The sequence below is a fragment of the Stenotrophomonas sp. ISL-67 genome (assembly GCF_018612915.1).
Taxonomy (GTDB): Bacteria; Pseudomonadota; Gammaproteobacteria; order Xanthomonadales; family Xanthomonadaceae; genus Stenotrophomonas.
The window spans coordinates 134,605-161,269 of record NZ_JAGGRL010000006.1 but is presented as its reverse complement, the minus strand read 5'-3'; the positions used below and the strand labels follow the sequence as shown (position 1 = coordinate 161,269).

The 26,665-nt window shown below is 64.6% G+C and carries 26 protein-coding genes and 1 riboswitch; of the genes, 11 read left to right on the top strand and 15 right to left on the bottom strand.

Translation table 11 applies throughout. The features are described 5' to 3' along the window. Positions 1 to 38 precede the first annotated feature (38 nt). From J7J08_RS08460 to J7J08_RS08445, 4 genes are all read right to left on the bottom strand, one after another. The gene (locus tag J7J08_RS08460; RefSeq protein ID WP_214903901.1) at positions 39 to 362 is read right to left on the bottom strand and encodes a SymE family type I addiction module toxin; all 324 of its coding nucleotides are present in this window, start codon (positions 360 to 362) and stop codon (positions 39 to 41) included. A 569-nt stretch (positions 363 to 931) separates the two neighbouring features. Next, complete coding sequence (locus J7J08_RS08455; protein WP_214903898.1) at positions 932 to 1,363, bottom strand: cupin domain-containing protein; 432 nt, start codon at positions 1,361 to 1,363, stop codon at positions 932 to 934. Beyond that, positions 1,360 to 1,860, bottom strand: a complete 501-nt coding sequence (locus tag J7J08_RS08450; protein ID WP_214903895.1) for a carboxymuconolactone decarboxylase family protein — start codon at positions 1,858 to 1,860, stop codon at positions 1,360 to 1,362. The genes J7J08_RS08455 and J7J08_RS08450 overlap by 4 nt, the downstream gene beginning before the upstream one ends. Positions 1,861 to 2,519: 659 nt before the next feature. After that, complete coding sequence (locus tag J7J08_RS08445; RefSeq protein WP_214903893.1) at positions 2,520 to 3,527, bottom strand: alpha/beta hydrolase; 1,008 nt, start codon at positions 3,525 to 3,527, stop codon at positions 2,520 to 2,522. A gap of 180 nt (positions 3,528 to 3,707) precedes the next feature. Here J7J08_RS08445 and J7J08_RS08440 point away from each other — a divergent pair, with 180 nt between their 5' ends. After that, positions 3,708 to 4,295, top strand: coding sequence for a hypothetical protein (locus tag J7J08_RS08440; RefSeq protein WP_214903891.1), 588 nt, complete (start codon positions 3,708 to 3,710; stop codon positions 4,293 to 4,295). Positions 4,296 to 4,493: 198 nt separating this feature from the next. Then, entirely contained in the window at positions 4,494 to 4,850 is a 357-nt protein-coding gene (locus J7J08_RS08435; protein ID WP_214903889.1) for a hypothetical protein, read from the top strand. A gap of 166 nt (positions 4,851 to 5,016) precedes the next feature. On the opposite strand, the gene bdcA is transcribed toward J7J08_RS08435, so the two are convergent. Next, positions 5,017 to 5,727, bottom strand: a complete 711-nt coding sequence (bdcA, locus tag J7J08_RS08430) for an SDR family oxidoreductase (protein ID WP_214903887.1) — start codon at positions 5,725 to 5,727, stop codon at positions 5,017 to 5,019. A gap of 75 nt (positions 5,728 to 5,802) precedes the next feature. Between bdcA and J7J08_RS08425 the strand changes: the two genes are divergently transcribed. Together J7J08_RS08425 and J7J08_RS08420 are read left to right on the top strand one after the other, a co-directional pair. Continuing rightward, a complete protein-coding gene (locus J7J08_RS08425; protein ID WP_214903885.1) occupies positions 5,803 to 6,402 on the top strand; it encodes a TetR/AcrR family transcriptional regulator in 600 nt (199 codons plus the stop codon). A 259-nt stretch (positions 6,403 to 6,661) separates the two neighbouring features. Beyond that, positions 6,662 to 6,955 carry a hypothetical protein gene (locus tag J7J08_RS08420; protein ID WP_214903884.1) on the top strand — a complete coding sequence of 98 codons (294 nt, stop codon included), beginning with the start codon at positions 6,662 to 6,664 and terminating at the stop codon, positions 6,953 to 6,955. Between the two features lie 605 nt (positions 6,956 to 7,560). Here J7J08_RS08420 and pncA read toward each other — a convergent pair. The 6 genes from pncA to J7J08_RS08390 form a co-directional block, all read right to left on the bottom strand. After that, positions 7,561 to 8,187, bottom strand: coding sequence for a bifunctional nicotinamidase/pyrazinamidase (gene pncA, locus J7J08_RS08415; protein ID WP_214903882.1), 627 nt, complete (start codon positions 8,185 to 8,187; stop codon positions 7,561 to 7,563). Positions 8,188 to 8,243: 56 nt separating this feature from the next. Continuing rightward, on the bottom strand, positions 8,244 to 8,915 hold the full coding sequence (locus J7J08_RS08410) for an epoxyqueuosine reductase QueH (RefSeq protein WP_214903880.1): 672 nt from the start codon (positions 8,913 to 8,915) through the stop codon (positions 8,244 to 8,246). Positions 8,916 to 8,981: 66 nt separating this feature from the next. Then, the gene (gene metE / locus J7J08_RS08405) at positions 8,982 to 11,279 is read right to left on the bottom strand and encodes a 5-methyltetrahydropteroyltriglutamate--homocysteine S-methyltransferase (RefSeq protein ID WP_214903878.1); all 2,298 of its coding nucleotides are present in this window, start codon (positions 11,277 to 11,279) and stop codon (positions 8,982 to 8,984) included. Between the two features lie 211 nt (positions 11,280 to 11,490). Continuing rightward, a riboswitch (cobalamin riboswitch) is annotated at positions 11,491 to 11,723 on the bottom strand. Between the two features lie 74 nt (positions 11,724 to 11,797). Beyond that, positions 11,798 to 13,069 carry a HipA domain-containing protein gene (locus J7J08_RS08400; RefSeq protein WP_214903877.1) on the bottom strand — a complete coding sequence of 424 codons (1,272 nt, stop codon included), beginning with the start codon at positions 13,067 to 13,069 and terminating at the stop codon, positions 11,798 to 11,800. Further along, positions 13,066 to 13,587: a helix-turn-helix transcriptional regulator gene (locus J7J08_RS08395; RefSeq protein WP_214903875.1), complete on the bottom strand. Its 522-nt coding sequence runs from the start codon at positions 13,585 to 13,587 to the stop codon at positions 13,066 to 13,068. Before J7J08_RS08395 ends, J7J08_RS08400 begins: the two co-directional genes overlap by 4 nt. A gap of 186 nt (positions 13,588 to 13,773) precedes the next feature. After that, entirely contained in the window at positions 13,774 to 13,977 is a 204-nt protein-coding gene (locus tag J7J08_RS08390) for a HigA family addiction module antitoxin (RefSeq protein ID WP_285230672.1), read from the bottom strand. A 75-nt stretch (positions 13,978 to 14,052) separates the two neighbouring features. On the opposite strand from J7J08_RS08390, the gene J7J08_RS08385 reads away from it, so the two are divergent. Beyond that, complete coding sequence (locus J7J08_RS08385; RefSeq protein ID WP_343237719.1) at positions 14,053 to 15,936, top strand: RpoH suppressor; 1,884 nt, start codon at positions 14,053 to 14,055, stop codon at positions 15,934 to 15,936. A gap of 122 nt (positions 15,937 to 16,058) precedes the next feature. On the opposite strand, the gene J7J08_RS08380 is transcribed toward J7J08_RS08385, so the two are convergent. Then, positions 16,059 to 17,456 (bottom strand): short-chain fatty acyl-CoA regulator family protein, encoded by a 1,398-nt coding sequence (locus J7J08_RS08380; RefSeq protein ID WP_214903873.1) that lies wholly within the window; start codon positions 17,454 to 17,456, stop codon positions 16,059 to 16,061. Positions 17,457 to 17,542: 86 nt separating this feature from the next. Between J7J08_RS08380 and J7J08_RS08375 the strand changes: the two genes are divergently transcribed. Genes J7J08_RS08375 through mmsB form a run of 5 tightly spaced genes read left to right on the top strand, consistent with a single transcriptional unit; the run spans position 17,543 to position 23,096 of the window. Beyond that, positions 17,543 to 19,048, top strand: coding sequence for a CoA-acylating methylmalonate-semialdehyde dehydrogenase (locus tag J7J08_RS08375; RefSeq protein ID WP_214903872.1), 1,506 nt, complete (start codon positions 17,543 to 17,545; stop codon positions 19,046 to 19,048). Between the two features lie 25 nt (positions 19,049 to 19,073). Continuing rightward, on the top strand, positions 19,074 to 20,240 hold the full coding sequence (locus J7J08_RS08370; RefSeq protein WP_214903870.1) for an acyl-CoA dehydrogenase family protein: 1,167 nt from the start codon (positions 19,074 to 19,076) through the stop codon (positions 20,238 to 20,240). After that, positions 20,237 to 21,037, top strand: a complete 801-nt coding sequence (locus J7J08_RS08365; RefSeq protein ID WP_214903868.1) for an enoyl-CoA hydratase — start codon at positions 20,237 to 20,239, stop codon at positions 21,035 to 21,037. The genes J7J08_RS08370 and J7J08_RS08365 overlap by 4 nt, the downstream gene beginning before the upstream one ends. Further along, positions 21,034 to 22,209, top strand: coding sequence for an enoyl-CoA hydratase/isomerase family protein (locus J7J08_RS08360; protein ID WP_214903866.1), 1,176 nt, complete (start codon positions 21,034 to 21,036; stop codon positions 22,207 to 22,209). Before J7J08_RS08365 ends, J7J08_RS08360 begins: the two co-directional genes overlap by 4 nt. After that, a complete protein-coding gene (mmsB, locus tag J7J08_RS08355) occupies positions 22,206 to 23,096 on the top strand; it encodes a 3-hydroxyisobutyrate dehydrogenase (protein WP_214903863.1) in 891 nt (296 codons plus the stop codon). The genes J7J08_RS08360 and mmsB overlap by 4 nt, the downstream gene beginning before the upstream one ends. 115 nt (positions 23,097 to 23,211) lie before the next feature. On the opposite strand, the gene J7J08_RS08350 is transcribed toward mmsB, so the two are convergent. Beyond that, positions 23,212 to 23,637: an organic hydroperoxide resistance protein gene (locus tag J7J08_RS08350; RefSeq protein ID WP_214903860.1), complete on the bottom strand. Its 426-nt coding sequence runs from the start codon at positions 23,635 to 23,637 to the stop codon at positions 23,212 to 23,214. A 110-nt stretch (positions 23,638 to 23,747) separates the two neighbouring features. Here J7J08_RS08350 and J7J08_RS08345 point away from each other — a divergent pair, with 110 nt between their 5' ends. Next, positions 23,748 to 24,578: an AraC family transcriptional regulator gene (locus J7J08_RS08345; protein ID WP_214903857.1), complete on the top strand. Its 831-nt coding sequence runs from the start codon at positions 23,748 to 23,750 to the stop codon at positions 24,576 to 24,578. Between the two features lie 116 nt (positions 24,579 to 24,694). Here the strand turns inward: J7J08_RS08345 and J7J08_RS08340 are convergent, their stop codons facing one another. Then, positions 24,695 to 25,882, bottom strand: a complete 1,188-nt coding sequence (locus J7J08_RS08340; RefSeq protein WP_214903854.1) for an L-dopachrome tautomerase-related protein — start codon at positions 25,880 to 25,882, stop codon at positions 24,695 to 24,697. Between the two features lie 227 nt (positions 25,883 to 26,109). Beyond that, the gene (locus J7J08_RS08335) at positions 26,110 to 26,610 is read right to left on the bottom strand and encodes a hypothetical protein (RefSeq protein ID WP_214903851.1); all 501 of its coding nucleotides are present in this window, start codon (positions 26,608 to 26,610) and stop codon (positions 26,110 to 26,112) included. Positions 26,611 to 26,665: the final 55 nt, after the last annotated feature.

Here is a 26,665-nt window from a genome sequence, read left to right as displayed (position 1 = left end):
CGGGTAGAGCCCGGCTCTACCCGGATCCGCGTCACTTCCTACTGTTCCGAATGCTCCTTGCGTGGGCGCTTCTTCTTCGGCTCGTGTTTGCGATAGCGAAAGGGCAGCGGCACAGGCGCATCATCAAGCGTCAACGTAACGCGCCCGGGTGTCACTTCTACAAACACCCGATGCCCCGTCTTGAACCCCAACCGCTCCAACCACACCCCGCACAGCGACAACTGGGGAATGGCCAATCCCGGCGGCAGAATGTTGCCGGCGGGATGCCGCAGGGCGGAAATGCGTAAGCTCTTGGGCTGATACCAGCCGATGCCAACCTGCTGGCTGGGATCGTTGCATGAATCCATCTTTGAACTGCGCATGCGTCTACTCCATCGGAAGTACTCCCTTGTCGGCGACAAGGGAGTCGGGAGGTTGATATCCGTTAGACCATCGGCGTGACTTATTTCCCAAGGGGGTGTTGTATTCGCCACCCTCCCGACGCAGAACTTCATGCTTTCATGGGTCTAGCAAGGGGATATCAAGCCCCGAATCCAGACGATGCACAGCTGCTCAAAGGAAGAGAAGTTGATGCTTACCCAGCATACCGACGTTCTCAATTGACGGAGCGCATGGATTGACGCAAGTGAACAGAATACTGCGCATCAGGCGATGCCTACTGGAATCGAAGTCCCAAAATCCAAGGCACGCGGCCGCGTGGGAATCGTCCGTCAGAGTTCCACGACGATCGAACGGAGTGTCGCCAATGGCGTGGGTCGCGCGGCAAGAACGTGCGGTAGCGCCGGCCGTTGGCCGGCCGAGGCGATCCTGATGGGTTCATGAGGGCCGGCCAACGGCCGGCGCTACCGGACAGGGTGCCGATCAGATCGCGCAACTGGCGGCCGCCCACGCTGCGTACCTTAAGTCCGGGGTTCCTGGTACGCGCGTGGTATTACTCCGCCGGAATAAGCAGCGGCTTCTCTTTGTCCTTCAGCAGGAAGACCACAAACCTGGCGGGCTTGGTCTGGCTGGCATTGCGGCCCACGGTGTGGATATCGTTCGGGCCTTCATAGAACGTCTCGCCGGCCTTGACTGTCTGCTCAGGCTTACCCCTCACACCCATGATGATGGTGCCGTCGAGCACGTACACGATGGCATGCGCATCGTGGCGGTGCACGGGGTCAACCGCGCCGGGTGGGTAGTCGACAGTGATGAGCGTGATCTCTTTGCCCGGGTAGTCCTGCAGCGCCTGCGATGCCACCTCTGCGACCACAGCGTGCGGCGCATCGGTTGCGTGCGTGCCTCCATGCGCGATTGCGGCGCCGGAAAGCAGGCAGAGTCCCACGGAGAGAGCGAGAGCCGCCCAGATCGCGCGCCCGTTCATTGTGCGACCGCCGGGGCGACGGACAGGCCTGCCTTGTCCAATCCCCACGCTTTGTCGAAGGAACCGGGGACAGCAAGGAAAGCCACGTTGATGCGGTTCCATGCATTGATGCCCGCGATCACGAAGGTAAGATCGGAGATCTCGTTCTCAGAGAGCTCACCGCGAACGCGCTCGTACAGTTCGGTCGGCACGCCCTCCTTCGGAATGCACGTCAGTGCCTCGGTCCAAGCCAGGCTCGCACGCTCGCGCGGCGAGAACAGGTTGGATTCACGCCAGATCGCAACGTGGTGAAGCCGAAGTGCGCTTTCACCGTGGATGGTTGCCTGCTTGACATGCATGTCGACGCAGAACGCGCAGCCGTTGAGCTGCGAGGCGCGGATATGCACGAGATGGCGGATGGACGCTTCGATGGAGCTCTTTGCTTCAGCCATGCTGAGTTCCATGAGCTTCTTGGTCAGCTCAGGGGACTGTTGCTGGTAGTCGAGACGTTGGGTCATGATCCTGGATCCTGTGGAGGGGCGCCGAGGAGTTGCAGCGCGGTGCCACGGTATGCCCAACCACCCCCTCCCGGTAGAGTGCTGCGGGTAACTTCGTTGTTTACTCCATCGCAACAATGAAGCGTCACACGGCTGCGCGCTGGCGCGTCTATCTCCCATGGAGTAACCATAGGGACAGGTATCCAGATCCTGGCCTCGCGGCCTCGCAATAGCGAGCTCGGCTGAAGCCGTGATCTGGTTCGAAGCACGCGATATGTCATTTCACTCAGCAAGAATTCCATTTGCTCGGTATTTGCTCAGCGCGGAGACGCGGAGCAGATCCAGGCGGGATTCCTGGACCTGGTGGGGACAGCGCCAGCGCCGTTGGTCGCTCATGTGCCGGACACTGCTGGGTTGGGACCAGACAATGATCTTGCCAAAACAGTCGCCCGCTCATGGGCACGCCCCGCGGACAAGGAGGAACTACTATTCGTGCTGAAAACATCATCGAGTGAAGAGGTGACGGCACAGGCCATGGCCTCCATGGCGCGGGTCAAGAGGGACAGGTAGTCATCAGGTCGATGCTGATCTGTTCTCTCGCGCGCATGCGGGCAGCATGGTGCATGTGCGTGGTGCGCGGTCATCGATCCCAATTCTGGAAGGACTTAACCCAAGGGTAGTCACTCCGCTGGCACGATCGCGCTGTCGGACAGTACGCCGATAGCGTTAAGCCATGTGCGCGCCAGCGACGGCCAGTTCGCCAGCGGCGTGTTCGACACACGTAGGCCGAAGGCGTGGCCGCCATGCGGGTAGAGGTGCAACTCAGCGGGAATCCCGGCCTGCTGCAATGCCAAGTAGTACGTCATTGAGTGACGAACGTTATCGGTGGGGTCATCGCCTGCCTGGAGAATGAAGGTCGGCGGACAGTCCGCCGCGATTTGCACTCCCGCATCCAGCGCCAGGCCCGGCTTGCCCTTGTCCCACAGATGGCCCGGATACAGCGCCAAGGCAAAGTCCGGCCGCGTGGCCTGCTGGTCGGCCGCATCAACGGCGTCGTAACTCCGGGCCGGGGAATTGCTGACGTCCGCCACCATGCGTCCACCGGCAGAGAACCCAATTACGCCCACCCGATGTGGATCTACGCCCAGGTCGTGGGCCTGAGCCCGCAACAGCGCGATGGCCCGCTGCGCATCCTGCAGTGCCATTGGGACGTCGGGGATGCGTCGGCAATTGCATTCGTCAGCCCAATACGGGCCGGAGCCGGGAACGCGATACTTCAGCAGCACGCAGGTGATGCCCTGCCCGACGAGCCAGTCGCAGACCTCGGTACCCTCCAGGTCGATGGCCAGCACGCGGTAGCCACCTCCAGGGAAGACTACGATCGCCGCGCCCGTATTGGTCACGGACGGTCTGTAGATCGTCATGCTGGGCCGGGAGACGAGTTGGACCATGGTGACCGGCTTGCCAGCAATGGTTCCCGGGCTGCGGCCGAAGCGCTCGGCGCCGGTCGTGGCGGGCGGCGTGATAGCGAGGGTATCCGGCCACAGGGGTTGCTCGATGGCGGGCGGCTGGGGATGCCAGGGGCGATTTTGCTGGTCGATCAGCGGCTCCGCGCCGGTGCGTGCAGCCTGGCAGGGGGCGCAGGCGAGCAAGGCGAAGAGCCAGCCCAGGGCGGTGGTCCATTTCATCCAGCGCGTTCCGTGAGAGCGAGCTCTGATCTTACTGCGCCAGTACGAAGCAACTTTCCTTGCTTGGCGCAGGCCTTGGTCAGCGCGCCACCTGGCGCTGGTCTGCCTTGCGGCGCGCCAGGATAAGCCTTATAAGCCGACCTGCCGGTCGGTTTGAAAGTCAATCAGGACGCTGGGGGAGTGTCTTTGCTGATCACAGAAAAGCAGAATCAAGCTGCAGGGGACTTTGTTGACCTCATCGCAGGTCGCTTGGGATCGGGACGGGAGATCCATCCGGAAACTGCGATCGCCAGTGCTGCCCGCGTTTCAGGCAGCCTGCTCTTGCGATCATTCGGCTTCGATCTGGGATCGTCAGACCCCGGAACGGTTCTGCTTTCCAACGAAGCGAATGAAAAAGGGCCGGCATTGATCAGTCTGCTGGGTGCGTTCCTTGCTAAGAACCAGGTTGCGCTCGACTCAACCAAGCTTGGTGGGGCGACGGAGCACCGTGGGACGGAGCCCAACCTGACCACCCTGGAGTCCCTGTCGCTATTGCAGGCGGACGCACTGGCAGTCGCGGCACGGCATTCTCTTTCGCTGCAGCAGGCCGCAGAGGCTGCTGCCTTGGCCACGGCCTTCATCGTCAAGGAATGCAGTGCATCCATTGGTGGGGAGGTGGGTTTCAATGTGGCAGCCTTCGGATTCGTGGAGGGGAGCAAGACCGTGCCGCCTAGTCTCGAAGAGGTCGTCAAGCCACCCACTTCGAAGCCTTGGTACAAAGTGTGGTGAGGCTTTCGTAGCTAGGGCTTGGCCCCCAGTCCCACCTCCGGACCCGACTCAACTCAGATGCAGGGTGCCCTCGGCCCAGCGCGCTGGCCAGCTAAAGGCAGCTAAGCTTAGCGGGCTCGATTGAGGCCTGGCTTCCAAATGTCCGCTTTCGACACGAAGCGGACATTCACTATCGGATAGAAGAATAGGGAGGAAGGGATGGACCATGATCGATGGAAGTCGCAGCGCGGGGATGAGTGGTGGTTCGATGGAGGCAGCATCTCGGCATCAGGTCAGTTCATGCCGGGATCGTCAGCGCTCTCCATCGACAGCGTGTCCGGCATCTCGTCTGCCGATCAGCTTGAGTTTCTGCTGTCGCAGACCATCCGGCAGTTCCCAGGTATTGAGCCAAGGCTACCGGTCACCGCAACGATGAAAACCCTGCTGACGGAACTGACAGCGCGTGGCGTTCTCACTTGGGTGCCACTCCAACACCCGTTCTCGCTTGAGGCGCGTATTAGTCAGTTTACGACTTTCGCACCTGCCAGCTGCGCACCTACGATTAGCCTTCCGTAGCCAAGGACTGATGTCCGCTTTTGGCTGGAAGCGGACACAGGTGGGGAGGGACAAGCGATGTTTAACGCAGGCACATATGCCGCGCTCCGGAACCCCGAACGCTGTCGGCCAATGCCGCAGCGTCGGGTCAGTACGATTCATGCATAACGCCAACAGCGTGGGCACCTCAAGCGCCAAACGCACCATCAATGGTGTGCATCGCGCCAGTCACGAAGCTTGCCTCCGGCCCGGCCAGCCAGGCCACCATGCCAGCCACCTCTTCCGGGCGACCGTGTCGCTTGATCGCCATGAAGCTGTGCATCAGATCCTTCATGGGGCCGTCTTCAGGATTGGCATCCGTATCGATGGGACCGGGCTGAACAATGTTGATCGTAATGCCGCGCGGCCCGAAGTCGCGCGCAAGGCCGCGTGCCAACCCCTGCAACGCGGACTTGCTCACAGCGTAGGAAGCCATGCCCGGCACCGGCATCCTGTCGCCGTTCACCGAGCCGATCACGATGATGCGGCCGCCGGCGCCCATCGTGCGCGCCGCCTCGACGGAGGCGTGGTACGGCGCGTGCACGTTGATGCGCAGCAGACGATCCACGGCGTCGGGGTCCTGCTCCAACGCATCACCGAAGATCGCGATGCCCGAGTTCACCACCAGCACGTCCAGCGGACCGGTGTCGCGAACGCGTGCGATCACCGCGTCACGGTCCGCGCTGTCGATCTTCTCGGCGGTCGCGCCGGTTTCGGCCGCCAGCGCATGCGCGGCATCCGGGGACCCGCTGTAGGTGAACGTCACTGAAGCCCCGTCGGCCACGAAGCGGCGGACGATCGCCGCGCCAATGCCACGGCTGCCGCCCAGGACCAGCACCTTCTTGTTCTCAAACGTCATTGTTGGACACGCCTATGTGAGTAATGTAGCATTCACTATATAAACGGCGTCCGGCAGCTGTCAAGGAATTTAATAGTGTTCGATACAAAACAATCGCGACCCCGCGGTCGGCCCCGGGCGTTTGACCCCGACGCTGCCGTGGCCACGGCGCAGCAGCTGTTCCATGCGCGCAGCTATGACGACGTAAGCGTGGCGGACATCACCGGCACCTTGGGGATAAATCCGCCCAGCTTCTATGCCGCCTTCGGCAGCAAGGCGCAGCTCTTTGGCAGAGTGCTGGACCGGTATGCGTGTGACGGGGCCATCCCGCTGCAGCAGCTACTGGATCCGGCCCGGCCCGTCATCGAGTGTCTGGCCGGCGTGCTCGAGGAAGCCGCATGCCGATACGCCGGCAAGGCGGGCGCGTCCGGGTGCATGGTCATTGAAGGCGTGCAGTCCATCGACGAGGACGCCAAGCGGGCGGCCATGGTTTTCCTGGTCGGCGCTGAAGCTGCGATCCGTGACTTCGTCGCAGCCCGCCACCCGGAAGCCGCTGACCGGGTGATGGACTACATGACCACGGTGATGATGGGGCTGTCCACCAATGCGCGCCGAGGGCACGACCATGCCCGTCTGCTGGACTCCGCGCGGCTGGCGGTTGGGGGTTTGGAGCGGGCGATGGCCGGCCCCCGTTAACCGACGCTGTTACATGACCAGGTCGGACAGGCCTGCAGGCAACTGCTCTGTTCACGGCAAACATCCAGCGGGTAGACGAATTGGAATAGGCCTGTCTCGATCATACGCCGCCAACCGGTGAGGGCACTCTCGGCGAATGGGCGCGGCGCAGACTGGTGCTAAAGTCGGATTACGGGAGAAAGCGGACATCAGCCCGGGCTCGGTGCAGGCACAGCCAACTGGCCCCCAGGGGCCCGTCTATCAGGGAGTCGGACGACTGATGATTACAGACCTCTGGCCATACTTCGCTGGATTCGGATTCGTCGCGGCACTAGTCTTCAACCTCCGCGGCATCGCAATTCTGGCCTGCGCGCTTCTTGCAGCCGCCTTTGCAGGTCTGGCGATTTCAGGCCTTTTCGACGACAGATTGCCCTGGATTTTTGGCATTGCACTTATGGCCTCGCCCTTAATTGGTGCGATTGCATTGCCGGGAGTTTTTTTGGGATGGCTGGCAAAACTAGTCTTTCGGAAAGTCGCGGAAGAGTCAGAGCAGTCTAGCGACGACGTCGACTAACAATTCACTCAACCTCAACCGAATTCGCGGCGGGAATAGCACGCCATACGATACGCTATGGATAAGTCGTATGACCGGACCTTCGGGTCCGTCTATTAGGCAGTCAGGCCGCTATCAGGAGTTTTCGCGAGATGGAAAGGACACAGGCAGACGCAATCGCACAAGCCATTCTGGCACCGGATCTAGACCGTCAGGAAGAGACTCGGCAAAAGCGAGCAATCGAGGCAGCGTACCTTTCGCGCAAGCGCAAGGTAGCTTGGTTCGCTCTCGTTGGCTCGGTCATCGGCGCTGCTGTGGCATACCTTATCGGAACGAGCTTTTCGGTGGGAGTGATTTGGGGTGGGCTTGCCAGCTCCGCATTAGGCTGGCTTCTCACACACCGGGCTGGGGCCTGACAGTTCATTAAAGCCAAACCCGCTGCGCGAGTCGGTTTGATCCCCGCGTTGCGAACGTCCGCTGCGTGCCGGAAGCGGACCTTGTGCGCTGGCCACGCGACCGCGAGTGGGAACGGGGCAGAACGATGATGGCGGTCACGACCAACGGTCGTGACCTACCGGATGCGGGGTCAGCGGCTTCGCCCATTCGGCGGAGTGCCGCTCGTTCCGTCAAATTACTGCGATCTTGGCCTTGGCCAGCGCCTCTCGCACCATGCCGTCGTTTGCTTCGTTCACCGGGCGCGTCAGGTTCCAAAGGAACTTCACCCGTAACCCAGCCTTCACCGCATCCTGCGCACTCCACAGCACGCAGTAATCGCGCGCCAGGCCGCACACGTGTACTTCGCGAATGCCGCGCTCATGCAGCCACCCTGCCAGCCCCGTGGCGGGACGGGTGCCGTCGGGGCCATGGTTCTCACGGAAGGCGCTGTACGAATCCACCTCCCGGCGGGTGCCCTTGCGCAGGATCAGGTCGGCCACGGTCCAGTCCACGCCCGGGTGCAGTACCGCTCCGGCGCTACCCTGCACACAGTGATCCGGCCACAGCGTCTGCGGCTGCGCGTGCAGCAGAATCGTTTCGAACGGCAGCTTGCCCGGATGCTGGCTGGCAAAAGACGCATGGTCAGCCGGATGCCAATCCTGGGTAGCCACCACCGTGCGATAGCGGCGCTCGGCCAGCAGGGCGGCAATCGGTGCCACCAGCGCATCTCCATCCTCGCAGGCCAGCGCGCCGCCCGGCATGAAGTCCGGTTGCAGGTCGATCACGAGCAGGGCGACATCGGCGGGCAGGGCGGTCATGGCAGGTCCAGCGCACGGAACAGGGGCGTCCAGCGTGGCCGCCCCCTGCGCGCACGTCAATCGCCCTTCGGCACCTCGTTGTCCTGCCCGTAATACAACAGCCCGATCTTGATCCGCTCGCGCTGGTTCTCGCGGCGGTGCCGGTTGGCGTCGCGCAGCGAGTACACGCAGCCGCAGTACTCCTGCTGGTAGAACTGCTCGCGCTTGCTGATCTCCACCATGCGCGCCGCACCACCGCCCTTGCGCCAGTTGTAGTCCCAGTATTGGATGCCGGGATAATGAGCTGCGGCGCGGTGGCCACAGTCGTTGATCTGGTTCATGTCCTTCCAGCGCGAGATGCCCAGCGAACTGCTGATCACCGGAAAGCCATGTTCATGCGCATACAGCGCAGTACGCACGAAGCGCATGTCGAAGCACATCGTGCAGCGGATGCCGCGCTCGGGTTCGTTTTCCATGCCGCGCGCCCGCGCGAACCAGTTGTCGGTGTCGTAGTCGGCATCGATGAACGGCACGCCATGCTGTTCGGCGAAGCGGATGTTCTCCTGCTTGCGCAGCTCGTATTCGCGCGCCGGGTGGATGTTGGGGTTGTAGAAGAAGATCGTGTAGTTGATACCGGAGGCGGTGATGGCCTCCATCACCTCGCCCGAGCAGGGCGCGCAGCAGGAATGCAGCAGCAGCTTGTCGTGACCGCCGGGCAGGGCGAGGGTGGGGCGGATGAAGTCGGTCATGCGAACGTCCATCGACCCCGCTGCCGGCAACGGCGGCAGCGGGGTCCTTGTGCAGCAGTGGAAAGGTCAGGCAGCGTTGGCGTCTGCGGTCTCATCGCGCAACTGGCGCGCGGCGGCGACCAGCGCTTCCAGCGCGGCACGCGTCTCCGGCCAGCCACGGGTCTTGAGTCCGCAGTCCGGGTTTACCCAGATCTGTTCCGGGCGCAGCACTTCGGCGGCCTTGCGCAGCAGCGACAGCATCTCTTCCTTGTCCGGCACGCGCGGGGAGTGAATGTCGTACACACCCGGCCCGATCTCGTTGGGGTACTGGAAGCGCACGAAGGCGTCCAGCAGCTCCATGCGCGAGCGTGAGGTCTCAATCGAGATCACGTCCGCGTCCATCGCCGCCACCGAGTGGATGATGTCGTTGAACTCGGAATAGCACATGTGGGTGTGGATCTGCGTGGCATCGCGCACGCCACTGGCGCTGATCCGAAACGCTTCCACCGCCCAGTCCAGGTACTCGCGCCATTGCGCGCGGCGCAGCGGCAGACCTTCGCGGATGGCCGGCTCGTCGATCTGTATCACGCCAATGCCGGCCGCTTCCAGGTCCAGCACCTCATCCCGCAGGGCCAGCGCAATCTGCCGGCAGGTATCGGCACGGGCCTGGTCATCGCGTACGAACGACCACTGCAGCACCGTCACCGGCCCGGTCAGCATGCCCTTCATCGGCCGGTCGGTCAGCGACTGCGCGTACTGCGACCAGCGCACCGTCATCGGCTGCGGGCGGCTGACGTCGCCGAAGATCACCGGCGGCTTCACGCAGCGCGAGCCGTAGCTCTGCACCCAGCCATTCTTGGTGAAGGCAAAGCCCTCCAGCTGCTCGCCGAAGTATTCCACCATGTCGTTGCGCTCGAACTCGCCGTGCACCAGCACGTCCAGCCCGATCTGTTCCTGGATGCGCACGCAGTGCTCGGTCTGGCTGGCCAGGAACGCATCGTAGTCGGCGTCGGGCAGCGTGCCGGATTTGTTGCGTGCACGGGCTTCGCGCACCTCCAGGGTCTGCGGGAAGGAACCAATGGTGGTGGTGGGGAAGCGGGGGAGCTGCAGCGCGGCAGCCTGGGCCAGGTGGCGCTGCGGGTAGCGGCTGTGGCGCTGGGCATCTGCAGGGGTCAGTGCAGCCAGGCGTGCGGCCACGGCGGGGTTGTGCACGCGCGGCGAGCGCTTGCGCGAGGCGATGCGCTCGCGCGACAGCTCCAGCGCGGCCTCCGCACGCGCAGGGGTGTCGATCGCATCGGCCAGCACGCGCAGCTCTTCCAGCTTCTGCTTCGAGAACGCCAGCCAGCCGCGCAGTTCGCTGTCCAGCTTCTTCTCATGCGCCAAGTCCACCGGGCTGTGCAGCAGCGAACACGACGGTGCCAGCCACAGGAAATCGCTGCCCAGCTGGCCATGCGCATAGCGCGCCAACACCAGCGCGTTGTCCAGGTGGGTGCGCCAGATGTTGCGGCCATTGACCAGCCCGGCCGACAGCACGCGCCCGGCCGGCAGGGCCTTGATCACCGCATCGAGCTGCTCCGGTGCGCGCACGAGGTCCACGTGCAGGCCATCAACCGGGAGCGATGCCGCCAGTTCCAGGTTGTCGTCCAGTGCGCCGAAGTAGGTGGCGACGAGCACCTTGGGGCGGGCAGCCGTGGCCAGCACCGCATAGGCGTGGGTGAAGGCGGCGCGGGCCTCGGGGCCCAGGTCCTGCACCAGCGTCGGCTCATCCAGCTGCACCCACTGCGCACCTGCGGCGTGCAGTTGGCCGAGCAGCTGCACGTACACCGGCAACAGGGCGTCCAGCAGGTCCAGCGCCGGGCTGCCGTCGGTGGTCTTGGACAGCAGCAGGAAGGTCACCGGGCCAATCAGCACCGGCCGGGTTTCAATCCCCAGTGCCTTGGCCTGGCGGTACTCGGCCAGCGGCTTGTCGCCGCGCAGCGCGAAGCCCTGGCCGGCCTGCAGCTCGGGCACCAGGTAGTGGTAGTTGGTGTCGAACCATTTGGTCATTTCCAGCGCGTGCAGGTCGAACCCGTCGCGCTGCAGCCCGCGTGCCATCGCGAAGTAGCCGGCCAACGGATCGGCATCGGCCAGCGCGCGGTAGCGGGCCGGGATGGCATCGAACAGGAAGGCGGCGTCCAGCACCTGGTCGTACAGGCTGAAGTCGTTGCTGGGTGGCACATCCACCCCGGCGTCGCGCTGCAGCTGCCAGTGGGTGGCGCGCAGGCCGGTCGCGGTGTCCTGCAGCGATTCAGCAGAGCTCTGGCCGGACCAGAACGCTTCCAGCGCGCGCTTGAGCTCGCGCTTGGCACCGATGCGGGGAAACCCCAGGTTGGTAACAGTGGTCATGGAACGTGTCCTCATTGCGTAGGGGCATTGAGGAACGAAGGAACTGCGCGGCACCCACGCCATTGCTGCCGTGCCCGCCCCGCCAGTGACCTTCGCCCCCGCGGGCGAACCGGATGCCGTGAAGCGGACGCACGGGGGCAGCGCCACGCAGAGGGCATGGCGGCAGGCCCCGGCAACCTCCCCGCGGACGTTCCAGGTCAAACAGGGGACGGTCGTGTCCCCCGGCCGGGGCCGGTATTCGGGCTGATGGACACGGGCACGGGGCCCACCTACTCCCTGCCGCTTCCCAGGCGTTCAGGCCCAGTGCTGTTGGCAGGTTTCGTTTCCACTCACCGCTGCGGGGCAGCTCCGGAATGGGGGCGCATGGCCCCGTCACCGGATTCCCGTTTAAACCCATCCCTTCATCTGCATGAAGCGATGGATACCTTCGGCGAGCACAAGGTAGGCCGAGATGCGGCGGCGGTCAAGTGGACGCCTTCGACATCCTGACCAGGCCGACAGGTCTGGTATCGCCCCGTTTAACTGTCCGCGAGACGAAATGCGTCGGCCATTCGATCCTGTTCGCGCGCTGGAAGGCCCAGCTGCCTGGCCAGCGTTCGCCACTGGCGGACAATCCCTTGAAACTCGTCGATGATTTCATCGCCCTCATCCACGCCCACCCGGAAGTACGTTGCGACTTCGCGAGCGAGCTCCAGGTCCAGGGTGTTGTCCGCTTCGGTGATGTTGAGCTTCAGGCCATCCGCAATGGGCACCGGGTTCATGTCATACGCCGCCGAGAGACGCCAGCCCTTCCCGGGTACCAGGATGAAGCCGTGATTTCTCAGGTGATCATCCGTGTTGGAGACAAGAATATTGAAGACGATTCTCGACCATAGCTCCCGAAGATCCGCATTGGTTTGGGACCCATGCCTGATCAATACCTCGGCTAGTTCCAGGTAGCTGACACCCGTCGAGGAATCATCACCATCAACATGACCCGTCATGGTCATCGCCGAGGCAAAGTGCAGGCGCTTGCCATCATCAGTGCGATCAAACCGCCGAACCATGAAGCAGTGGTGATCACTGGCAAATTTCCGCGCTTCGGCGGCAGCAACATTCAGGCCGCAGCCAACAGCAAGGGCATTGACGACCATTTCCCAGCCACCGACGTCGTAGTCATCCCGCGAGCTCGGAAACTTGGCGATGTACAGATGTCCCTGCTCATCGGCAACGCTCGCCTTGGGTCTGGCGCCGCCGAGTGAACCACCCGGAGCGATAAGCATCCTGAGCCACTGCTGGCCTTGCTGGGAGACGTTGCCTTGATCTTCTTCCAGCGCGCGACTCGCTTGCTCCAAGGCGCGAATCTGCGCAAAGGGCGGGGCAGCGAGTCCGATGGAGTCATCGAGGAACTCACCGCGATCTTCCTGCTTGTAGCGCAGCGCGCCCACGCGATAGTGATCGTGTACGCCAAGAAGGTAATCCGTCTCATACAGCCGCGTGCCGGCCGGCCGGATGCCGGCGCGGATTTCACGTTCGAGGCGGCGATCCATGAGCAGACGACCCCAGCGATCAGGGCTGGAATCGGCAAACACGCCGAACCTGTCCTGGGGCGCAGGCGGATACTGAGGACCCTCGAAGAGGAGGATCTTTGGGTCGAGTACCAGTCGGCCAATGACAGGGTCGGCCAGCGCCGCAGGGTCGTACTGAAACTCAAACGTTTCGTGCGCGCGCGTCCTGCGGGAATTCAGAAAGCCCAGCCGCCGAGGTTGCTGCAGGCCTTCCCAATCCGCATACACCGCGATCATCGTCATTTCGTCTCGCCCTTGTCGCGTTTCCTGGTGGAAGGCTTCAAAAGTGAGGCAAGGCCTGTCGAAGTGGTTGCACGCGGCTTGGCAGGTCCGGTTGCCGGGGTGACGTACTTGCCATTGCTCGGCTCGTCGCTTCGATGGGCCATCATCGGTTCGCTGGCTTTGTGAGTCTGCGGCTTGCTGGCTCTCGTGCTCTTGTTGGTCTTGGGCGGCGCCTGTTCAAGAACGCGGCGCTTTACAAGTCGTGAGTCCTGAAGCCGGCGACCCAGCTCATCTTCGGCGGCGAGCAATGCGACGTCCTGTTCAATGCCAAGCACCTGCATCACGGAAAGATAGGCACCCATGGTCACTCCCGCTGCCCCGGATTCAAGAGAGCGCAGTGTCATTGGCGACATTCCTGAGCGCTCTGCCACTTGCTTGGCCGTGATCTTGCGGCGCAGACGTGCGAGCTTGAGCCGCTCACCAAATTCAGCGAGGAGCTTCTCCGTCGAGGGCAGGAGTGGTGCAGTCTTCTTCGCCATTGCGCCGTTATTCCTGCGTTTTCTCATGAAAAGAGCAATAATATTAGCACTTTAAACTATTGGCGTCCGTCAATCCTTTCTGTGCCGTCACCATGGGTACGAAATGTCAATATTGTGGCGTTTGATAAATAATAGTGCAAAAATATTAGCGCATTCAGGAATCAGGGGCCTACAGCGCGCCGGCGCTCAGGCGGCGGGCTGGTAAGGTTCGATGCGGGCCAGCACGTCGGCCAGCTCATCGCGCGCCTTGGCCGCGTCGTGGGACATCTGCAGGTTCATCCAGAACCCCTCGCTGGTACCGAAGAAACGCGCGAGCCGCAGTGCGGTGTCGGCCGTGATGCCACGACGTCTGGCGATGATCTCGCTGATCCGCATCGCCCGAATCCGCAACTGCGGCGCCGTTCTCAGGCCCTGAGAGGGCGCTGGGGGATACTGGGTCCGTGGCAATGGACCGAGGACGGCAACGTGGCGGACAAGTACTGCGATCTGGTCATGAAGGGCGGCATCACCAGCGGCATCGTGTATCCCAATGCGGTGCTGTCGTTGGCCCGCGAGTACCGTTTCAAGAACATCGGCGGCACCTCGGTCGGCGCGATTGCTGCAGCGGTGGCTGCCGCGGCCGCGCTGGGCGACCGGCGTTGCCGGGCGGGCGAGCCACTGGGACCGCAGGCGGGGTTTGCCGGGCTGGCCGATGTCTCCACCCAGTTGTCGCGGCGCGGCTTCATCTACAGCCTGTTCCAGCCCGCCTACGGCGCCCGTACCGCCTACCGGCTGCTGGTGATGCTGACCGGCAAGGCCGGGCTGCCGCGCAAGATCCTTTGCCTGCTGGCGGCGGTATTCGCCATTGCGCCGCTGGAACTGCTGGCCACGCTGGTCGGGCTGCTTGGCATCGGCTGGCTGGCGGCAGGAGTGGAGGGTATCTGGGCCACGCTGTTGCCTTCGCTGCTGTGTGCATACGGGGCTGGCGTGCTGGCATCGGCGCTGCGGGTGGCGCGGGTGGCGCGGCGCAACCTGCTTGGGCTGTGCTCGGGCGCAACCCAGACCGGTGCCGACAACCCTGCGCTGACCGACTGGCTGCATACCCAGCTACAGGCGCTGTCGGGCAAGCCGCTGGACCAGCCGCTGACCTTCGCCGACCTGCACAACGCGCCGCGTTACAGCGGTGAACCGGCCGGCGTGCACGCGATCAGCCTGCAGATGATCACCACCTGCGTCTCCCACACCGAACCGCGCACGCTGCCATTCAGCGCGTCGCAGTTCTGGTTCCGCCGCGACCAGTTCGAGCAGCTGTTCCCGGCCAGCGTGGTGGCGTGGCTGCTGGCCCGCGCGGGCGCGCCGCACCGGGTGGACGGCGTGGACTATTACCGCCTGCCCGAAGGCGATCAGCTGCCGGTGCTGGTCGGCACCCGCATGAGCCTGAGCTTTCCGCTGCTGATCAGTGCCGTGCCACTGCATGAGCCGGCCCGGCGCGAGCGACGCTGCGAACCGGTGGCCGATGCCGTGCCCCCGCACGACAACCGCAACGTGGCCGACAGCATGGAAGGCCTCACCAGTGGCGGCCACACCTGCGGCCCGGTCATCGCTGCCTTCCGGGTGTGCTGGTTCTCCGATGGCGGGATCAGCAGCAACTTCCCCATCCATCTGTTCGATGAGGCGCTGCCACGCTGGCCCACGTTCGGCATCAACCTCGTCTACCCGCACCAGGCAGAACCGCTGCGTGCGTCAGCGGATTCGCCCGGTGCCATCAATGCGGCCGTGTTCCTGCCCACCGAAAACCGGCATGGCTGGCAACGCAGCTACCAGTCCATTGCGCGCCCGCTGGCGGCGGCGGAGATGTCCGGCTTCCTGTTCTCGATCGTGTCGACCATGCAGAACTGGCGCGATGTGCTGCAGGCGCGTGCTCCCGGCTACCGCGACCGCATCGTGCATGTATCGCTGGAGGGCGACGAAGGCGGCATGAACCTGGACATGCCGCAGGCCGTGCTCAGTCGTATCGCTGCCAAGGGCAGCGTGGCGGGTGAGCGCTTCTGCGATTTCTCGTTCGCCAATCACTATTGGATTCGTTGGCGGAACCTGGCGTCGGCGTACCAGCGTTACACGCTGGAGGTGGCGCGCACCGATGATCCCGCGCAGCGTGTGGGCGCGTGGCAGGGTGCCTACGAATCGGTTGCGCGGGGCGAGCCCTTGCCACCCTCGTACCGCTTCAGTTCGGAGGAAAAACGCCGCGAGTCGCAGCAGCTGTGGCGGCTCATGGTCGAGCAGGGCCAGACCTGGGAAGACCTGGGCCCCGACCTCACCGACGGCGCGCCCCGTCCGTTGCCACAGATGAAGGTGACCCCCAGCTATTGACCGCAAACGCGGTCAATAGCGGGTAGCGCCGGCCGTTGGCCGGCCCAGGCGGCGCCGCACCGTTCGTAAGCGTAGGGCCAGAGGGATGCCCCGACACCCCGAGGGCCGGCCAACGGCCGGCGCTACCGTTGGCCCGGCAACGGGGCAAACGCGCGCTGCATGCAGTCCTCGCGCGGGCAGACCCGGCAGCCCGGGCCGATCGACACCGAGTTGCCCGGGCTCTGGATATCCAGCCCACGCGAGTAGATCAACCGCTCGGCATGCTGCAGGTCGCAGCCCAGCGCCACTGCGAAGGTCTTGCGTGGCTGGCCGTGGCCGATCGGGCCACTGCTGACCTGGCGTGCCAGCCAGAAGTGGCGTCGCCCATCGGGCATGCGCGCGGTCTGGGTCAACACCCGCCCGGGCTGGTTGAAGGCTTCGTACACGATCCAGAGCGGGCACGAGCCGCCCACCTGCGAGAAGTGGAAATCGGTCGCCGAGTGCCGCTTGGACACATTGCCGGCGCGGTCCACGCGGATGAAGAAGAACGGCAGCCCCGGCGCGCTGCGCCGGGCCAGCGTGCTGAGCCGGTGGCACACCGCCTCGAAGCCCACGCCGAAGCGGTGCGCCAGCGCGTCGATGTCGTAGGCGCTGTGTTCTGCCGCGCGCAGGAACTGCGCATACGGCATCACCAGCGCGCCGGCGAAGTAGTTGGACATGCCGATCCGCGCCTGCGCGATCTGTTCCGGTTCGCGGAAGCCCGCGCGCGCGATCACCGCATCGATCTGCGCCGCATAGCCCAGCAGCGCCAGCTCGGCGGCCATCTGGAACGCCTGCTGCCCCGCCTCCAGGTAGTCCGGCAGCCACAGCGTGCGGCTGCCGCCGTCGTACACCCGCTTCTCGCGCCCGGCCTGCAGCGGACCCACCTCCACCAGCACCCCGTGGCGGTCGGCCAGCAACTGGCGCAGGCGCGGCGCCACATGCCCGGCCACCAGCCCCCATTCGCCGAACAGCTGCTCGGCCAGGTCGTCCAGTTCCGGAATGTGGTTGTGCATGCGGTTGAAAAAGTCGCGCACCTGGTCGCCGGCCGGCAGTGCCTGCCCCGCCTGCGGGTCGCCCAGCTGGAACTCCAGCGCGGCAGCATGTTCGCGCAGCAGCAGGTGTCGGCGGTGCAGGTCGAGCAGGGCGCGGCTGATCTGCGGCAGGTTGCCGGCCATCGCGCGCAGTTCGGTGCTGCTGACCTGGTCAAGGCCCAGGTCGCGCAGTGTTTCGCCCAAGGCTTCCTGCAGCGCGCCGGGCTCATCCACGTCGAACAGGTCGGTAACGTCGCCCAACACCTCGCGCAGCTTCGCCTGCACCGACGGGGTCAGTGGGCGCTTGTTGCGCTCGATCTGGTTCAGGTAGCTGGCCGACAGCCCCAAGGCGCGCGCGAGTTCGGCCTGGCTGTAGCCACGCTGCTCGCGCAGACGAAGCAGGCGCAGGCCAATCTGACGCTGGGGAAGCTGGCTATTCACAGAATTAACAGAAATCGTAGCGGGCATTGGCCAGATTAAGCGCAGACAGCCCGGAAAGCGAGTAAGCGTATGTGAATAATGCCAATCACCTTTCGCACCCCGCCGGTATTGCCATGACTGTTGCAGCGCCCCGTATCCGCATGTTGATCGATGGCCAGTTCGTCGAATCGGCCAGCTCGCACTGGCAGAACGTGGTCAACCCGGCCACCCAGGATGTCCTGGCCCAGGTGCCGTTCGCCACCGTCAGCGAAGTGGACGCCGCCGTGGCCTCGGCCAAGGAAGCCTTCAAGACCTGGCGCAAGACCCCGATCGGCACCCGCGCGCGCATCTTCCTGAAGTACCAGCAGCTGATCCGCGAGAACATGAGCGAGCTGGCCCACATCCTCAGCGCCGAGCAGGGCAAGACCGTGCCCGACGCCGAAGGCGATGTGTTCCGCGGCCTGGAAGTGGTCGAGCACGCGGCCGCCATCGGCAACCTGCAGCTCGGCGAGCTGGCCAACAACGTCGCCAACGGCGTGGATACCTACACCCTGCTGCAGCCGCTGGGCGTGTGCGCGGGCATCACCCCGTTCAACTTCCCGGCCATGATCCCGCTGTGGATGTTCCCGATGGCCATTGCCACCGGCAACACCTTCATCCTCAAGCCGTCCGAACAGGACCCGATGGTCACCATGCGCCTGGTCGAACTGGCGCTGGAAGCGGGCATTCCCAAGGGCGTGCTCAACGTCGTGCACGGCGGCGAAGAAGTGGTCAACGCGATCTGCGACCACCCCGACATCAAGGCGGTTTCGTTCGTGGGTTCCACCCGCGTCGGCACCCACGTGTACAACCGCGCCTCGCTGGCCGGCAAGCGCGTGCAGTGCATGATGGGCGCCAAGAACCATGCCGTGGTGCTGCCGGACGCCAACAAGGAACAGAGCCTCAACGCCATGGTCGGTGCCGCCTTCGGCGCGGCCGGCCAGCGCTGCATGGCCGCCTCCACCCTGGTGCTGGTTGGTGAAGCGCGCGAGTGGGTGTCGGATCTGGTAGCCAAGGCCAAGACCCTCAAGGTCAGCGCCGGCAGCGTGGCCGGTACGGACGTGGGCCCGGTGATTTCCTGCGCCGCCCGCGAGCGCGTTGAAGCGCTGATCGCTTCCGGCGTGGCGCAGGGTGCCAAGCTGGTGCTTGATGGCCGCAACCCGCAGGTGGATGGCTTCGAGAAGGGCAACTTCGTGGGCCCGACCATCTTCGATGGCGTCACCCCGGGCATGCGCATCTACGACGAAGAAATCTTCGGGCCGGTGCTGGTCATCCTGGAAGCGGAAACGCTGGATGACGCCATCGCGCTGATCAACAGCAACCCCAACGGCAACGGTACCGCGCTGTTCACCCAGTCCGGTGCGGCGGCGCGCCGTTTCCAGGAAGAAATCGACGTCGGCCAGGTCGGCATCAACGTGCCGATCCCGGTGCCGGTGCCGCTGTTCTCGTTCACCGGTTCGCGCGCGTCCAAGCTCGGCGACCTGGGCCCGTATGGCAAGCAGGTGGTGATGTTCTACACCCAGACCAAGACCATCACCTCGCGCTGGTTCGACGACGAGACCCTGGGTCACGGCGTCAACACCACGATCAGCCTGAAGTAAGCGCCTGAAGGGGCACGGAGTGTTTATGAGCAACTCGATGACGACGGAACTCGAAGAAGCGCAGCAGGCCTATAGAGAGGCCGCGCGTGACTTCGCCCAGGCCGAACTGGCGCCGCACGCCGCGCGATGGGATGCGGAGGGCATCTTTCCGCGCGAGGCGATCGCCAAGGCCGGGGAACTGGGGTTCTGTGGCCTGTACATGGATCCCGAGGTCGGGGGCAGTGGCCTGAGCCGTCTGGACGCCGCCGTCGTCATCGAGGAGCTCGCCAACGTGGACCCGTCCACCGGCGCCTATGTGAGCATCCACAACATGGCCTCGTGGATGGTCTCCAACTGGGGCACGGAGAGCCTGCGCGCCGAATGGGGTGCGGAACTGTCTTCGGGCAGCAAGCTGGCCTCGTACTGCCTGACCGAACCGGGTGCCGGTTCGGACGCGGCTTCGCTCAAGACCACCGCCGTGCGCGATGGCGACCACTACGTGCTCAACGGTTCCAAGGCCTTCATTTCCGGCGCCGGCGCCACCGAGCTGCTGGTGGTGATGGCGCGCACCGGTGGCCCGGGTGCCAAGGGCATCAGCGCCATCGCCGTGCCTGCCGACCTTGCCGGCATCAGCTACGGCCGCAAGGAAGAGAAGATGGGCTGGAACAGCCAGCCCACCCGTGGCATCACCTTCGAGAACGTGCGCGTGCCGGTCGGCAACCTGCTCGGTGAAGAGGGCAGCGGTTTCAAGCTGGCCATGAAGGGCCTGGACGGTGGCCGCATCAACATCGCCGCCTGCTCGCTGGGCGCAGCGCAGGGCGCGCTGGACGCCGCACGCCGCTACATGGGCGAGCGCCGCCAGTTCGGCAAGCCGCTGGCCGATTTCCAGGCGCTGCAGTTCAAGCTGGCCGACATGGCCACCCAGCTGGTCGCCGCGCGGCAGATGGTGCACACCGCTGCACGCAAGCTCGACGCCGGCGCCGGCGATGCCACCGTGTGGTGCGCCATGGCCAAGCGCTTCGCCACCGACGCCGGTTTCCAGATCTGCAACGACGCCCTGCAGATCCACGGCGGCTACGGCTATATTCGCGAATACCCGATCGAACGCCTGCTGCGCGACAGCCGCGTGCACCAGATCCTGGAGGGCACCAACGAGATCATGCGCGTGATCGTGGCCCGCCACCTGCTCAACACCGAAGAGGAACTGCGATGATGGATTGGCGCAAGCACGAACACGTGGGCCTCAAGGTCGACGCCGACGGTCATGTCGCAGTGGTCACGCTGGACAACCCGCCGGCCCACACCTGGACCGTGCACAGCCTGTCGGCGCTGCGCGACCTGGTCGGCGCGCTCAATGCGGACAAGACCATCTACGCGCTGGTCATCACCGGCGGCGGCGAGAAGTTCTTCTCTGCCGGTGCGGATCTGAAGCAGTTCGCCTCCGGCGACAAGGCGGCCGCGCGTGAAGCCGCGCGCCGCTTTGGTGAAGCCTTCGAAGCGCTGTCCGGTTTCCGTGGCGTGTCCATCGCCGCCATCAACGGCTATGCCATGGGCGGCGGGCTGGAATGCGCGCTCGCCTGCGACCTGCGCATCATTGAAGAACACGCCCAGGTCGCGCTGCCGGAGGCCACCGTCGGCCTGCTGCCGTGCGCCGGTGGCACCCAGAACCTGCCGCGCCTGGTTGGCGAAGGCTGGGCCAAGCGGATGATCCTGCTCGGCGAACGCATCGACGCCGACACCGCCGTGCGCATCGGCCTGGCCGAAGAAAAGGTCGGCAAGGGCGAAGCCAAGGCGCTGGCCATTGAATGGGCGCAGAAGGCCGGCAAGCAGAGCCCGTCCAGTGTGGCCGCCTGCAAGACCCTGGTGCAGGCCACCCGCAATGGCATCAGCCATGCTTCGGCATTGGTCGCCGAGCGCGAGGCGTTCGTAGACCTGTTCGACCGCGCCGACCAGGCCGAGGGCGTCAACGCCTTCCTGGAAAAGCGTGCGCCGCAGTGGAAGAACGCATGAGTACCGCCGAGGCCAACGTCGAGGCGCCGGTGCTGTTCGAAGAGCAGCGCGCCGCCAACGGCAAGCGGATCGGCATTGCCACGCTCAACGCACCGCGTACGCTCAACGGCTTCTCGCTGCCCATGGCGCACCTGCTGCATGAACGCCTGACCGCATGGGCGGCCGACGACGGCATCGCGCTGGTGGTGCTGCAGGGCGCGGGCGAAAAGGCGTTCTGCGCCGGCGGCGACCTGCACAGCCTGTACCAGAGCATGCGCGCCTACCGCGATGCCGGCCGCACGGACGTGCGCGACAACACGTACGCCGCCGAGTTCTTCGACGTGGAATATCGCGTCGACTACCTGATCCACACCTATGCCAAGCCGATCCTGTGCTGGGGCCATGGCATCGTCATGGGGGGCGGCGTCGGGCTGATGTCCGGCGCCAGCCATCGGGTGGTCAGCGAGCGCTCGAAACTGGCGTTCCCCGAGGTCACCGTTGGCCTGTTCCCCGACGTCGGTGGCAGCTGGCTGCTGCCGCGCGTGCCGGGTAAGGGCGGCCTGTTCCTGGCGCTCACCGGGGCACCGCTCAACGGGGGCGACGCCATCTACGCGGGCCTGGCCGACATCCATATCGCCGAGGCCCAGCGCGCCGATGTGTTCGGCGCGCTCGCCCAGGTGCACTGGAGCGACGACGCCAAGCGCAACCATGAGCAGCTCAGCGCCCTGCTGCAGCAGCATGCCAGCGACGCGGCCACCGGCCCGCTGCTGCGCAACGCGGCCACCCTCGACGCGCTGTGCGAAGGCGACGACGTGGCGGCCGTGGTCAATGCGATCGGCGCGCTGCACACCGATGATGCTTGGCTGCAGACTGCGCAGGCCACGCTGGCCGCCGGTGCGCCGGGTTCGGCACGCCTGGCCTGGGAACTGCAGCACCGTGCGGCCGGCGCCTCGCTGGCCGACGTTTATCGCTTCGAATACATCGCCGCACTGCACTGCGCCGGCCACGGTGATTTCGCCGAAGGCATCCGCGCGCTGTTGATCGACAAGGACCGCAGCCCGCGCTGGCAGCCGGCCACCTTGGCCGACGCGACGCCGCAGTGGGCGCAGACCTTCTTCGTTTCGCCCTGGGACGACGCCACGCATCCGCTGGCCGACCTGGGCGCCACCGTTCCTGAAAGGAGCCTCGCATGAGCCGTATTGCATTCATCGGGTTGGGCAACATGGGTGGCCCGATGGCCGCCAACCTGGCCAAGGCCGGCCACGCCGTGCGCGTGTTCGACCTGGTGCCCGCCGCCGTGCAGGCCGCCGTCGACGCAGGTGCCACCGCCGCCAGCTCGGCACTGGACACGCTGACCAACGCCGAGGTGGTCATCTCGATGCTGCCGGCCAGCCGCCATGTCGAAGGCGTGTACCTGGGCGACAACGGCCTGCTGGCCGACATCCCCGGCGGCGCGCTGGTCATCGACTGCAGCACGATTGCGCCAGCCACCGCACGCAAGGTATCTGAAGCGGCCGCCGCACGCGGGCTGCAGATGCTGGATGCACCGGTTTCCGGCGGCACCGCTGGCGCCGCTGCCGGCACGTTGACCTTCATCGTGGGTGGTGAAGCCGATGCACTCGAGCGTGCGCGCCCGCTGCTGCAGGCGATGGGTAAGAACATCTTCCACGTCGGCGCCAGCGGTGCCGGCCAGGTCGCCAAGCTGTGCAACAACATGGCACTCGGCGTGATCATGGCCGTCACTGGCGAATCCATCGCACTGGGCGTGGCGCACGGCCTGGACCCGAAGGTGCTCTCGCAGATGATGGCGGTCAGCACCGGCCGCAGCTGGGCTACCGAAGTGTGCAACCCGTGGCCGGGCGTGCTGGAAAATGCGCCGGCATCGCGCGGCTACAGTGGCGGCTTCGGTAGCGACCTGATGCTCAAGGACATGGGCCTGGCCGTGGAAGCGGCAATGAGCGTGGGCGCCTCGATCCCGCTGGGCGAACTGGCCCGCAACCTGTATTCCATGAATCACCAGGCCGGCCGCGGCAAGCTCGACTTCTCCAGCGTAGTACAGCTGGTAACCCCGGAGCAGTAACCGCGCCGGCCGTTGGCCGGCCCTCGGAAACAACGAACGCATCCCGTAAACCGGGATCCACCGCGGTGGGATGGGCGGATGCACGGTCAACTTGACCGGCATCCGCCCATTTTTTTCAAACGATGGTCAGCGTCACATCGATATTGCCGCGGGTAGCATTCGAGTACGGGCACACGATATGCGCCTTCTGCACCAGCTCTTCCACCTGCTCGCGCGGCAGGCCCGGCACGCTGATCTGCAGCTCGACTTCAATGCCGAACCCGGTCGGGATCTGGCCAATACCCACATTGCCAGTGATGCTGGTCTCAGCCGGCAGCGCAACCTTGGCCTGGCCGGCCACGAACTTCAGCGCGCCCAGGAAGCAGGCCGAGTAACCGGCGGCGAACAGCTGCTCCGGGTTGGTGCCCGGGCCGCCAGCGCCGCCCAGCTCGCGCGGGGTGGACAGCTGCACGTCCAGCACCTTGTCCGACGAGGTGGCGTGGCCTTCGCGGCCGCCGGTGGCGGTGGCGTGTGCGGTGTAAAGAACCTTTTCAATCGACATGGGAAGCTCCTGGCTGGGTAAAGGATAGACCGGTTGGTGAGGTGTACTATGCGCCTGCAGGCTGGACGTGTGGCAACATAACGTCCAGCAAACTTGATCTGGAGTCCGAAATGGTCGACCGTCTGCAATCCCTGCTCGGCCGCTTCGCGGTGAACGCCGAGGTCTTCCACGCCGGCGCCCTGTGCGGCATCAACGACCTGCCGGCCGACGGCGAGCGCGGCCAGCTGCACCTGATCCGCGAGGGCAGCGTGCGGGTGGAGCATCCCGACGGCAGCGTGCTGGAGATCACCGAACCCAGCGTACTCGTGTATCCCCGTCCATTCGCGCATCGCTTCGTCACCGATCCGACGACCGGCGCCGATTTCGCCTGCGCCCATCTGCAGTTCGAAGGCGGTGGAAACAACCCGGTCGCCGCTGCGCTGCCGCCGGTGATCTGCCTGCCCTTGGCGGAGCTGTACGGCGGCCAGCCGATCCTCTCGGTGCTGTTCGACGAAGCGTTCGCGCAACGCTGCGGCCGACAGGCGCTGCTGGATCGATTGTTCGAAGTAGTGATGATCCAGATCCTGCGCGCGCTGATGGAAAGCGGCCAACTCCGCGTCGGCCTGCTCGCTGGCATGGCCCACCCGCGCCTGCGTCATGCGCTGGTGGCCATGCATGAAGAACCCGCACAGGAATGGACGCTGGAATCGCTCGCCCAGCGCGCCGGCATGTCGCGCAGCGCCTTCGCAGACTCTTTCCGCGACACCATCGGCAGCACGCCAGGTCACTACCTGCAGGGCTGGCGCACGCGGCTGGTGCAGCTGGCATTGCGCAAGGGCCAACCGCTCAAGCGCATTGCCATTGATGTTGGCTATGGAAGTGAAGCGGCGTTGTCGCGTGCGTTCAAGTCGCAGACGGGACAGTCGCCGAGGCAGTGGAAGCAGGGTGTGCAAGCTACCTGACGTCGAGCGGATCATTGCCCTTGCGATAGGAGTAACCAACCATTTCCCAATGCCCCCCATGATCAGCTGTCTCGGCTGGTCATCGGGTCGCGCTCCAGGGACCCCTGATACCTCCTTCAGTGCGTTGGAGCCGGGGCGGCGTCGATTCTTACGCGCAGCAGGCTGTAGGGCTTCTCACGCAGATCCATTCCATCATGAAATCCTGCCTGACGTTGGAGTTGGTTGGCGATGAAGTACAGGTAGCCATCCGGCCCGATAGACAACGTGTCCGGCCACAGCACCCGGGGATCGTGGACGAGGGTCTGCCAGCTTCCATCAGCCAGTCGCCTGCGGATGCTGTTGTGCTCGTAATCGCCGGCGTACACGGCACCATCGGCATCGGCTTCAAGGCCGTCGGAGGCACCCTTTTCACCGAGATCTTTCACCGCTTCCGCCAGCTGGGCCTCGCTGACGTTCGGGTCCCGCAGCAGCGTGGTGGACACGGAGTACAGGTGGCGGCTGGACAAAGGGCAGAAGTACAGCGTCTTGCCATCGGCGGACAGCGCAATGCCATCGGATGCCACGGTCAGAGGCTTCGATTTGCCATCCGGACCGCTGGTGATGAGTGCCTGCCGGCCCTCGACCACAGGGATGAAATCCGGATCCGGCGACGTTGATCTGGCACCGCTCAGACGCCGTACGGCTTTGCCGCTGGCGATGTCCATCACGATGATGGCACCGGGGCCGGAGATGGATGAGTCGGTGACATATACCGTACCTTCCTTGCCGACGCGGAAGTCAAAACGCATGTCGTTTACATAGGTGCCATCCAGCATCACGTTGGCCGGAAATACCAGGGTTCTGATGATCTTGTTGCTGGCCAGATCCACCGCGACCAGTTTCGCGCCGCCTGCCTTCGGGGCAGCAAAGCCGGGGGCTGCCGTATCCAGCAGCCAAACGGCACCCTTGCCGTCGGCAACCACGCTCTGCACGCTGATCAGACCGTTGGCAGGATCGTTGGGATCCTCGCGGTTGAACGCGGCATCGGGATAAGGGAAGACCCGACCCTCACGGATTTCGCCGACCGTGAACGTCACATCGTCTCCCCATTTCGGGTAGTTGACGAAGATGCGCCCGTTGTCGGTGACGGTTACTCCAGTGGGCATCGCGTCATGGAAGGCGAACACCTGGTCGAGCTGGCCAATGGTTCTTTCCGCAGGAGCGTCTGCAGGCAAGGAGGTGGATGCGGTGGCGAAGCTGGACTGGCTTGCTGCGGCAGCCGAAATGGCGAGTGCGCATGCGAGGAAGCGAGGCGTTATGGACATGAGTGGGCTCCTGGGCCTGCAGCAGCAGGCCAGTTGAATGGTTGAGATGGCAGTCGGAAACCTTCAAGGACGGGCTTGCCAGTGGCTGCCGCTCTCGATGGGAACAGTGTGGCCAGATCAGCGTCCCGCTGCGATTGACATGCGGCACGACACTGGAATGAACCCCGTATTCGGGCGTTCTTTCTCGACACCGTGCTCAAGCTCGTGGCCAGGCGCTCAGCACGGAATCAACTCCGACCCGAGCTCGTCAATGCGCGACCTTGCCTGCGCAGGAAAATAACCTGGGCGGATATTCCGGCAATGAAAAGCACCAGAAGCAGGGCTTGAGCCTCAAGCAGAATGGGGGACTTCAGGTCGGCAGCGATGGGATGACCATCTGGAACGCGGCGAAGGGTTTCAGAAACTGTGGGCAACATCAGCAAGAAGGCGGTCAGGCTCAGGCAGATCGTTTCCGCGTATGTGAGTGCGCGCCCCAGACGTGGGAATCGCCAGGCGTTATAGCCAGCGAACAACAACAGGAGCGTAGCTATGGCAATGCCATAGCTTACGGGCTCGTGCGCAAACAGAAACAGGCTGGTAGCACCGATTACCATGGCGCAGAAATAGACTTTGCCAGGGATTGAACGTGGCACTATGCGGCCGTGACGGGCGAACATATATGCTGCCACGGGAATGGCGGGAAGACTGCCGAGTGTATGCACCCAGCCAAGCGGAGAAATTCCATACATTGTGGGAGTCTCTTCTGTCGAATTGAACAAGGTCCGACTGGAACCTCCAGCTGGT

Excerpts from the sequence above, each read along its gene's own strand:
- J7J08_RS08460 (WP_214903901.1), bottom strand. The coding sequence starts at position 362 with ATGCGCAGTTCAAAGATGGATTCATGCAACGATCCCAGCCAGCAGGTT.
- J7J08_RS08455 (WP_214903898.1), bottom strand. The coding sequence starts at position 1,363 with ATGAACGGGCGCGCGATCTGGGCGGCTCTCGCTCTCTCCGTGGGACTC.
- J7J08_RS08450 (WP_214903895.1), bottom strand. The coding sequence starts at position 1,860 with ATGACCCAACGTCTCGACTACCAGCAACAGTCCCCTGAGCTGACCAAG.
- J7J08_RS08445 (WP_214903893.1), bottom strand. The coding sequence starts at position 3,527 with ATGAAATGGACCACCGCCCTGGGCTGGCTCTTCGCCTTGCTCGCCTGC.
- J7J08_RS08435 (WP_214903889.1), top strand. The coding sequence starts at position 4,494 with ATGGACCATGATCGATGGAAGTCGCAGCGCGGGGATGAGTGGTGGTTC.
- bdcA (WP_214903887.1), bottom strand. The coding sequence starts at position 5,727 with ATGACGTTTGAGAACAAGAAGGTGCTGGTCCTGGGCGGCAGCCGTGGC.
- J7J08_RS08420 (WP_214903884.1), top strand. The coding sequence starts at position 6,662 with ATGATTACAGACCTCTGGCCATACTTCGCTGGATTCGGATTCGTCGCG.
- pncA (WP_214903882.1), bottom strand. The coding sequence starts at position 8,187 with ATGACCGCCCTGCCCGCCGATGTCGCCCTGCTCGTGATCGACCTGCAA.
- J7J08_RS08410 (WP_214903880.1), bottom strand. The coding sequence starts at position 8,915 with ATGACCGACTTCATCCGCCCCACCCTCGCCCTGCCCGGCGGTCACGAC.
- metE (WP_214903878.1), bottom strand. The coding sequence starts at position 11,279 with ATGACCACTGTTACCAACCTGGGGTTTCCCCGCATCGGTGCCAAGCGC.
- J7J08_RS08400 (WP_214903877.1), bottom strand. The coding sequence starts at position 13,069 with ATGACGATGATCGCGGTGTATGCGGATTGGGAAGGCCTGCAGCAACCT.
- J7J08_RS08395 (WP_214903875.1), bottom strand. The coding sequence starts at position 13,587 with ATGGCGAAGAAGACTGCACCACTCCTGCCCTCGACGGAGAAGCTCCTC.
- J7J08_RS08380 (WP_214903873.1), bottom strand. The coding sequence starts at position 17,456 with ATGCCCGCTACGATTTCTGTTAATTCTGTGAATAGCCAGCTTCCCCAG.
- J7J08_RS08375 (WP_214903872.1), top strand. The coding sequence starts at position 17,543 with ATGACTGTTGCAGCGCCCCGTATCCGCATGTTGATCGATGGCCAGTTC.
- J7J08_RS08370 (WP_214903870.1), top strand. The coding sequence starts at position 19,074 with ATGAGCAACTCGATGACGACGGAACTCGAAGAAGCGCAGCAGGCCTAT.
- J7J08_RS08365 (WP_214903868.1), top strand. The coding sequence starts at position 20,237 with ATGATGGATTGGCGCAAGCACGAACACGTGGGCCTCAAGGTCGACGCC.
- J7J08_RS08360 (WP_214903866.1), top strand. The coding sequence starts at position 21,034 with ATGAGTACCGCCGAGGCCAACGTCGAGGCGCCGGTGCTGTTCGAAGAG.
- mmsB (WP_214903863.1), top strand. The coding sequence starts at position 22,206 with ATGAGCCGTATTGCATTCATCGGGTTGGGCAACATGGGTGGCCCGATG.
- J7J08_RS08350 (WP_214903860.1), bottom strand. The coding sequence starts at position 23,637 with ATGTCGATTGAAAAGGTTCTTTACACCGCACACGCCACCGCCACCGGC.
- J7J08_RS08345 (WP_214903857.1), top strand. The coding sequence starts at position 23,748 with ATGGTCGACCGTCTGCAATCCCTGCTCGGCCGCTTCGCGGTGAACGCC.
- J7J08_RS08340 (WP_214903854.1), bottom strand. The coding sequence starts at position 25,882 with ATGTCCATAACGCCTCGCTTCCTCGCATGCGCACTCGCCATTTCGGCT.
- J7J08_RS08335 (WP_214903851.1), bottom strand. The coding sequence starts at position 26,610 with ATGTATGGAATTTCTCCGCTTGGCTGGGTGCATACACTCGGCAGTCTT.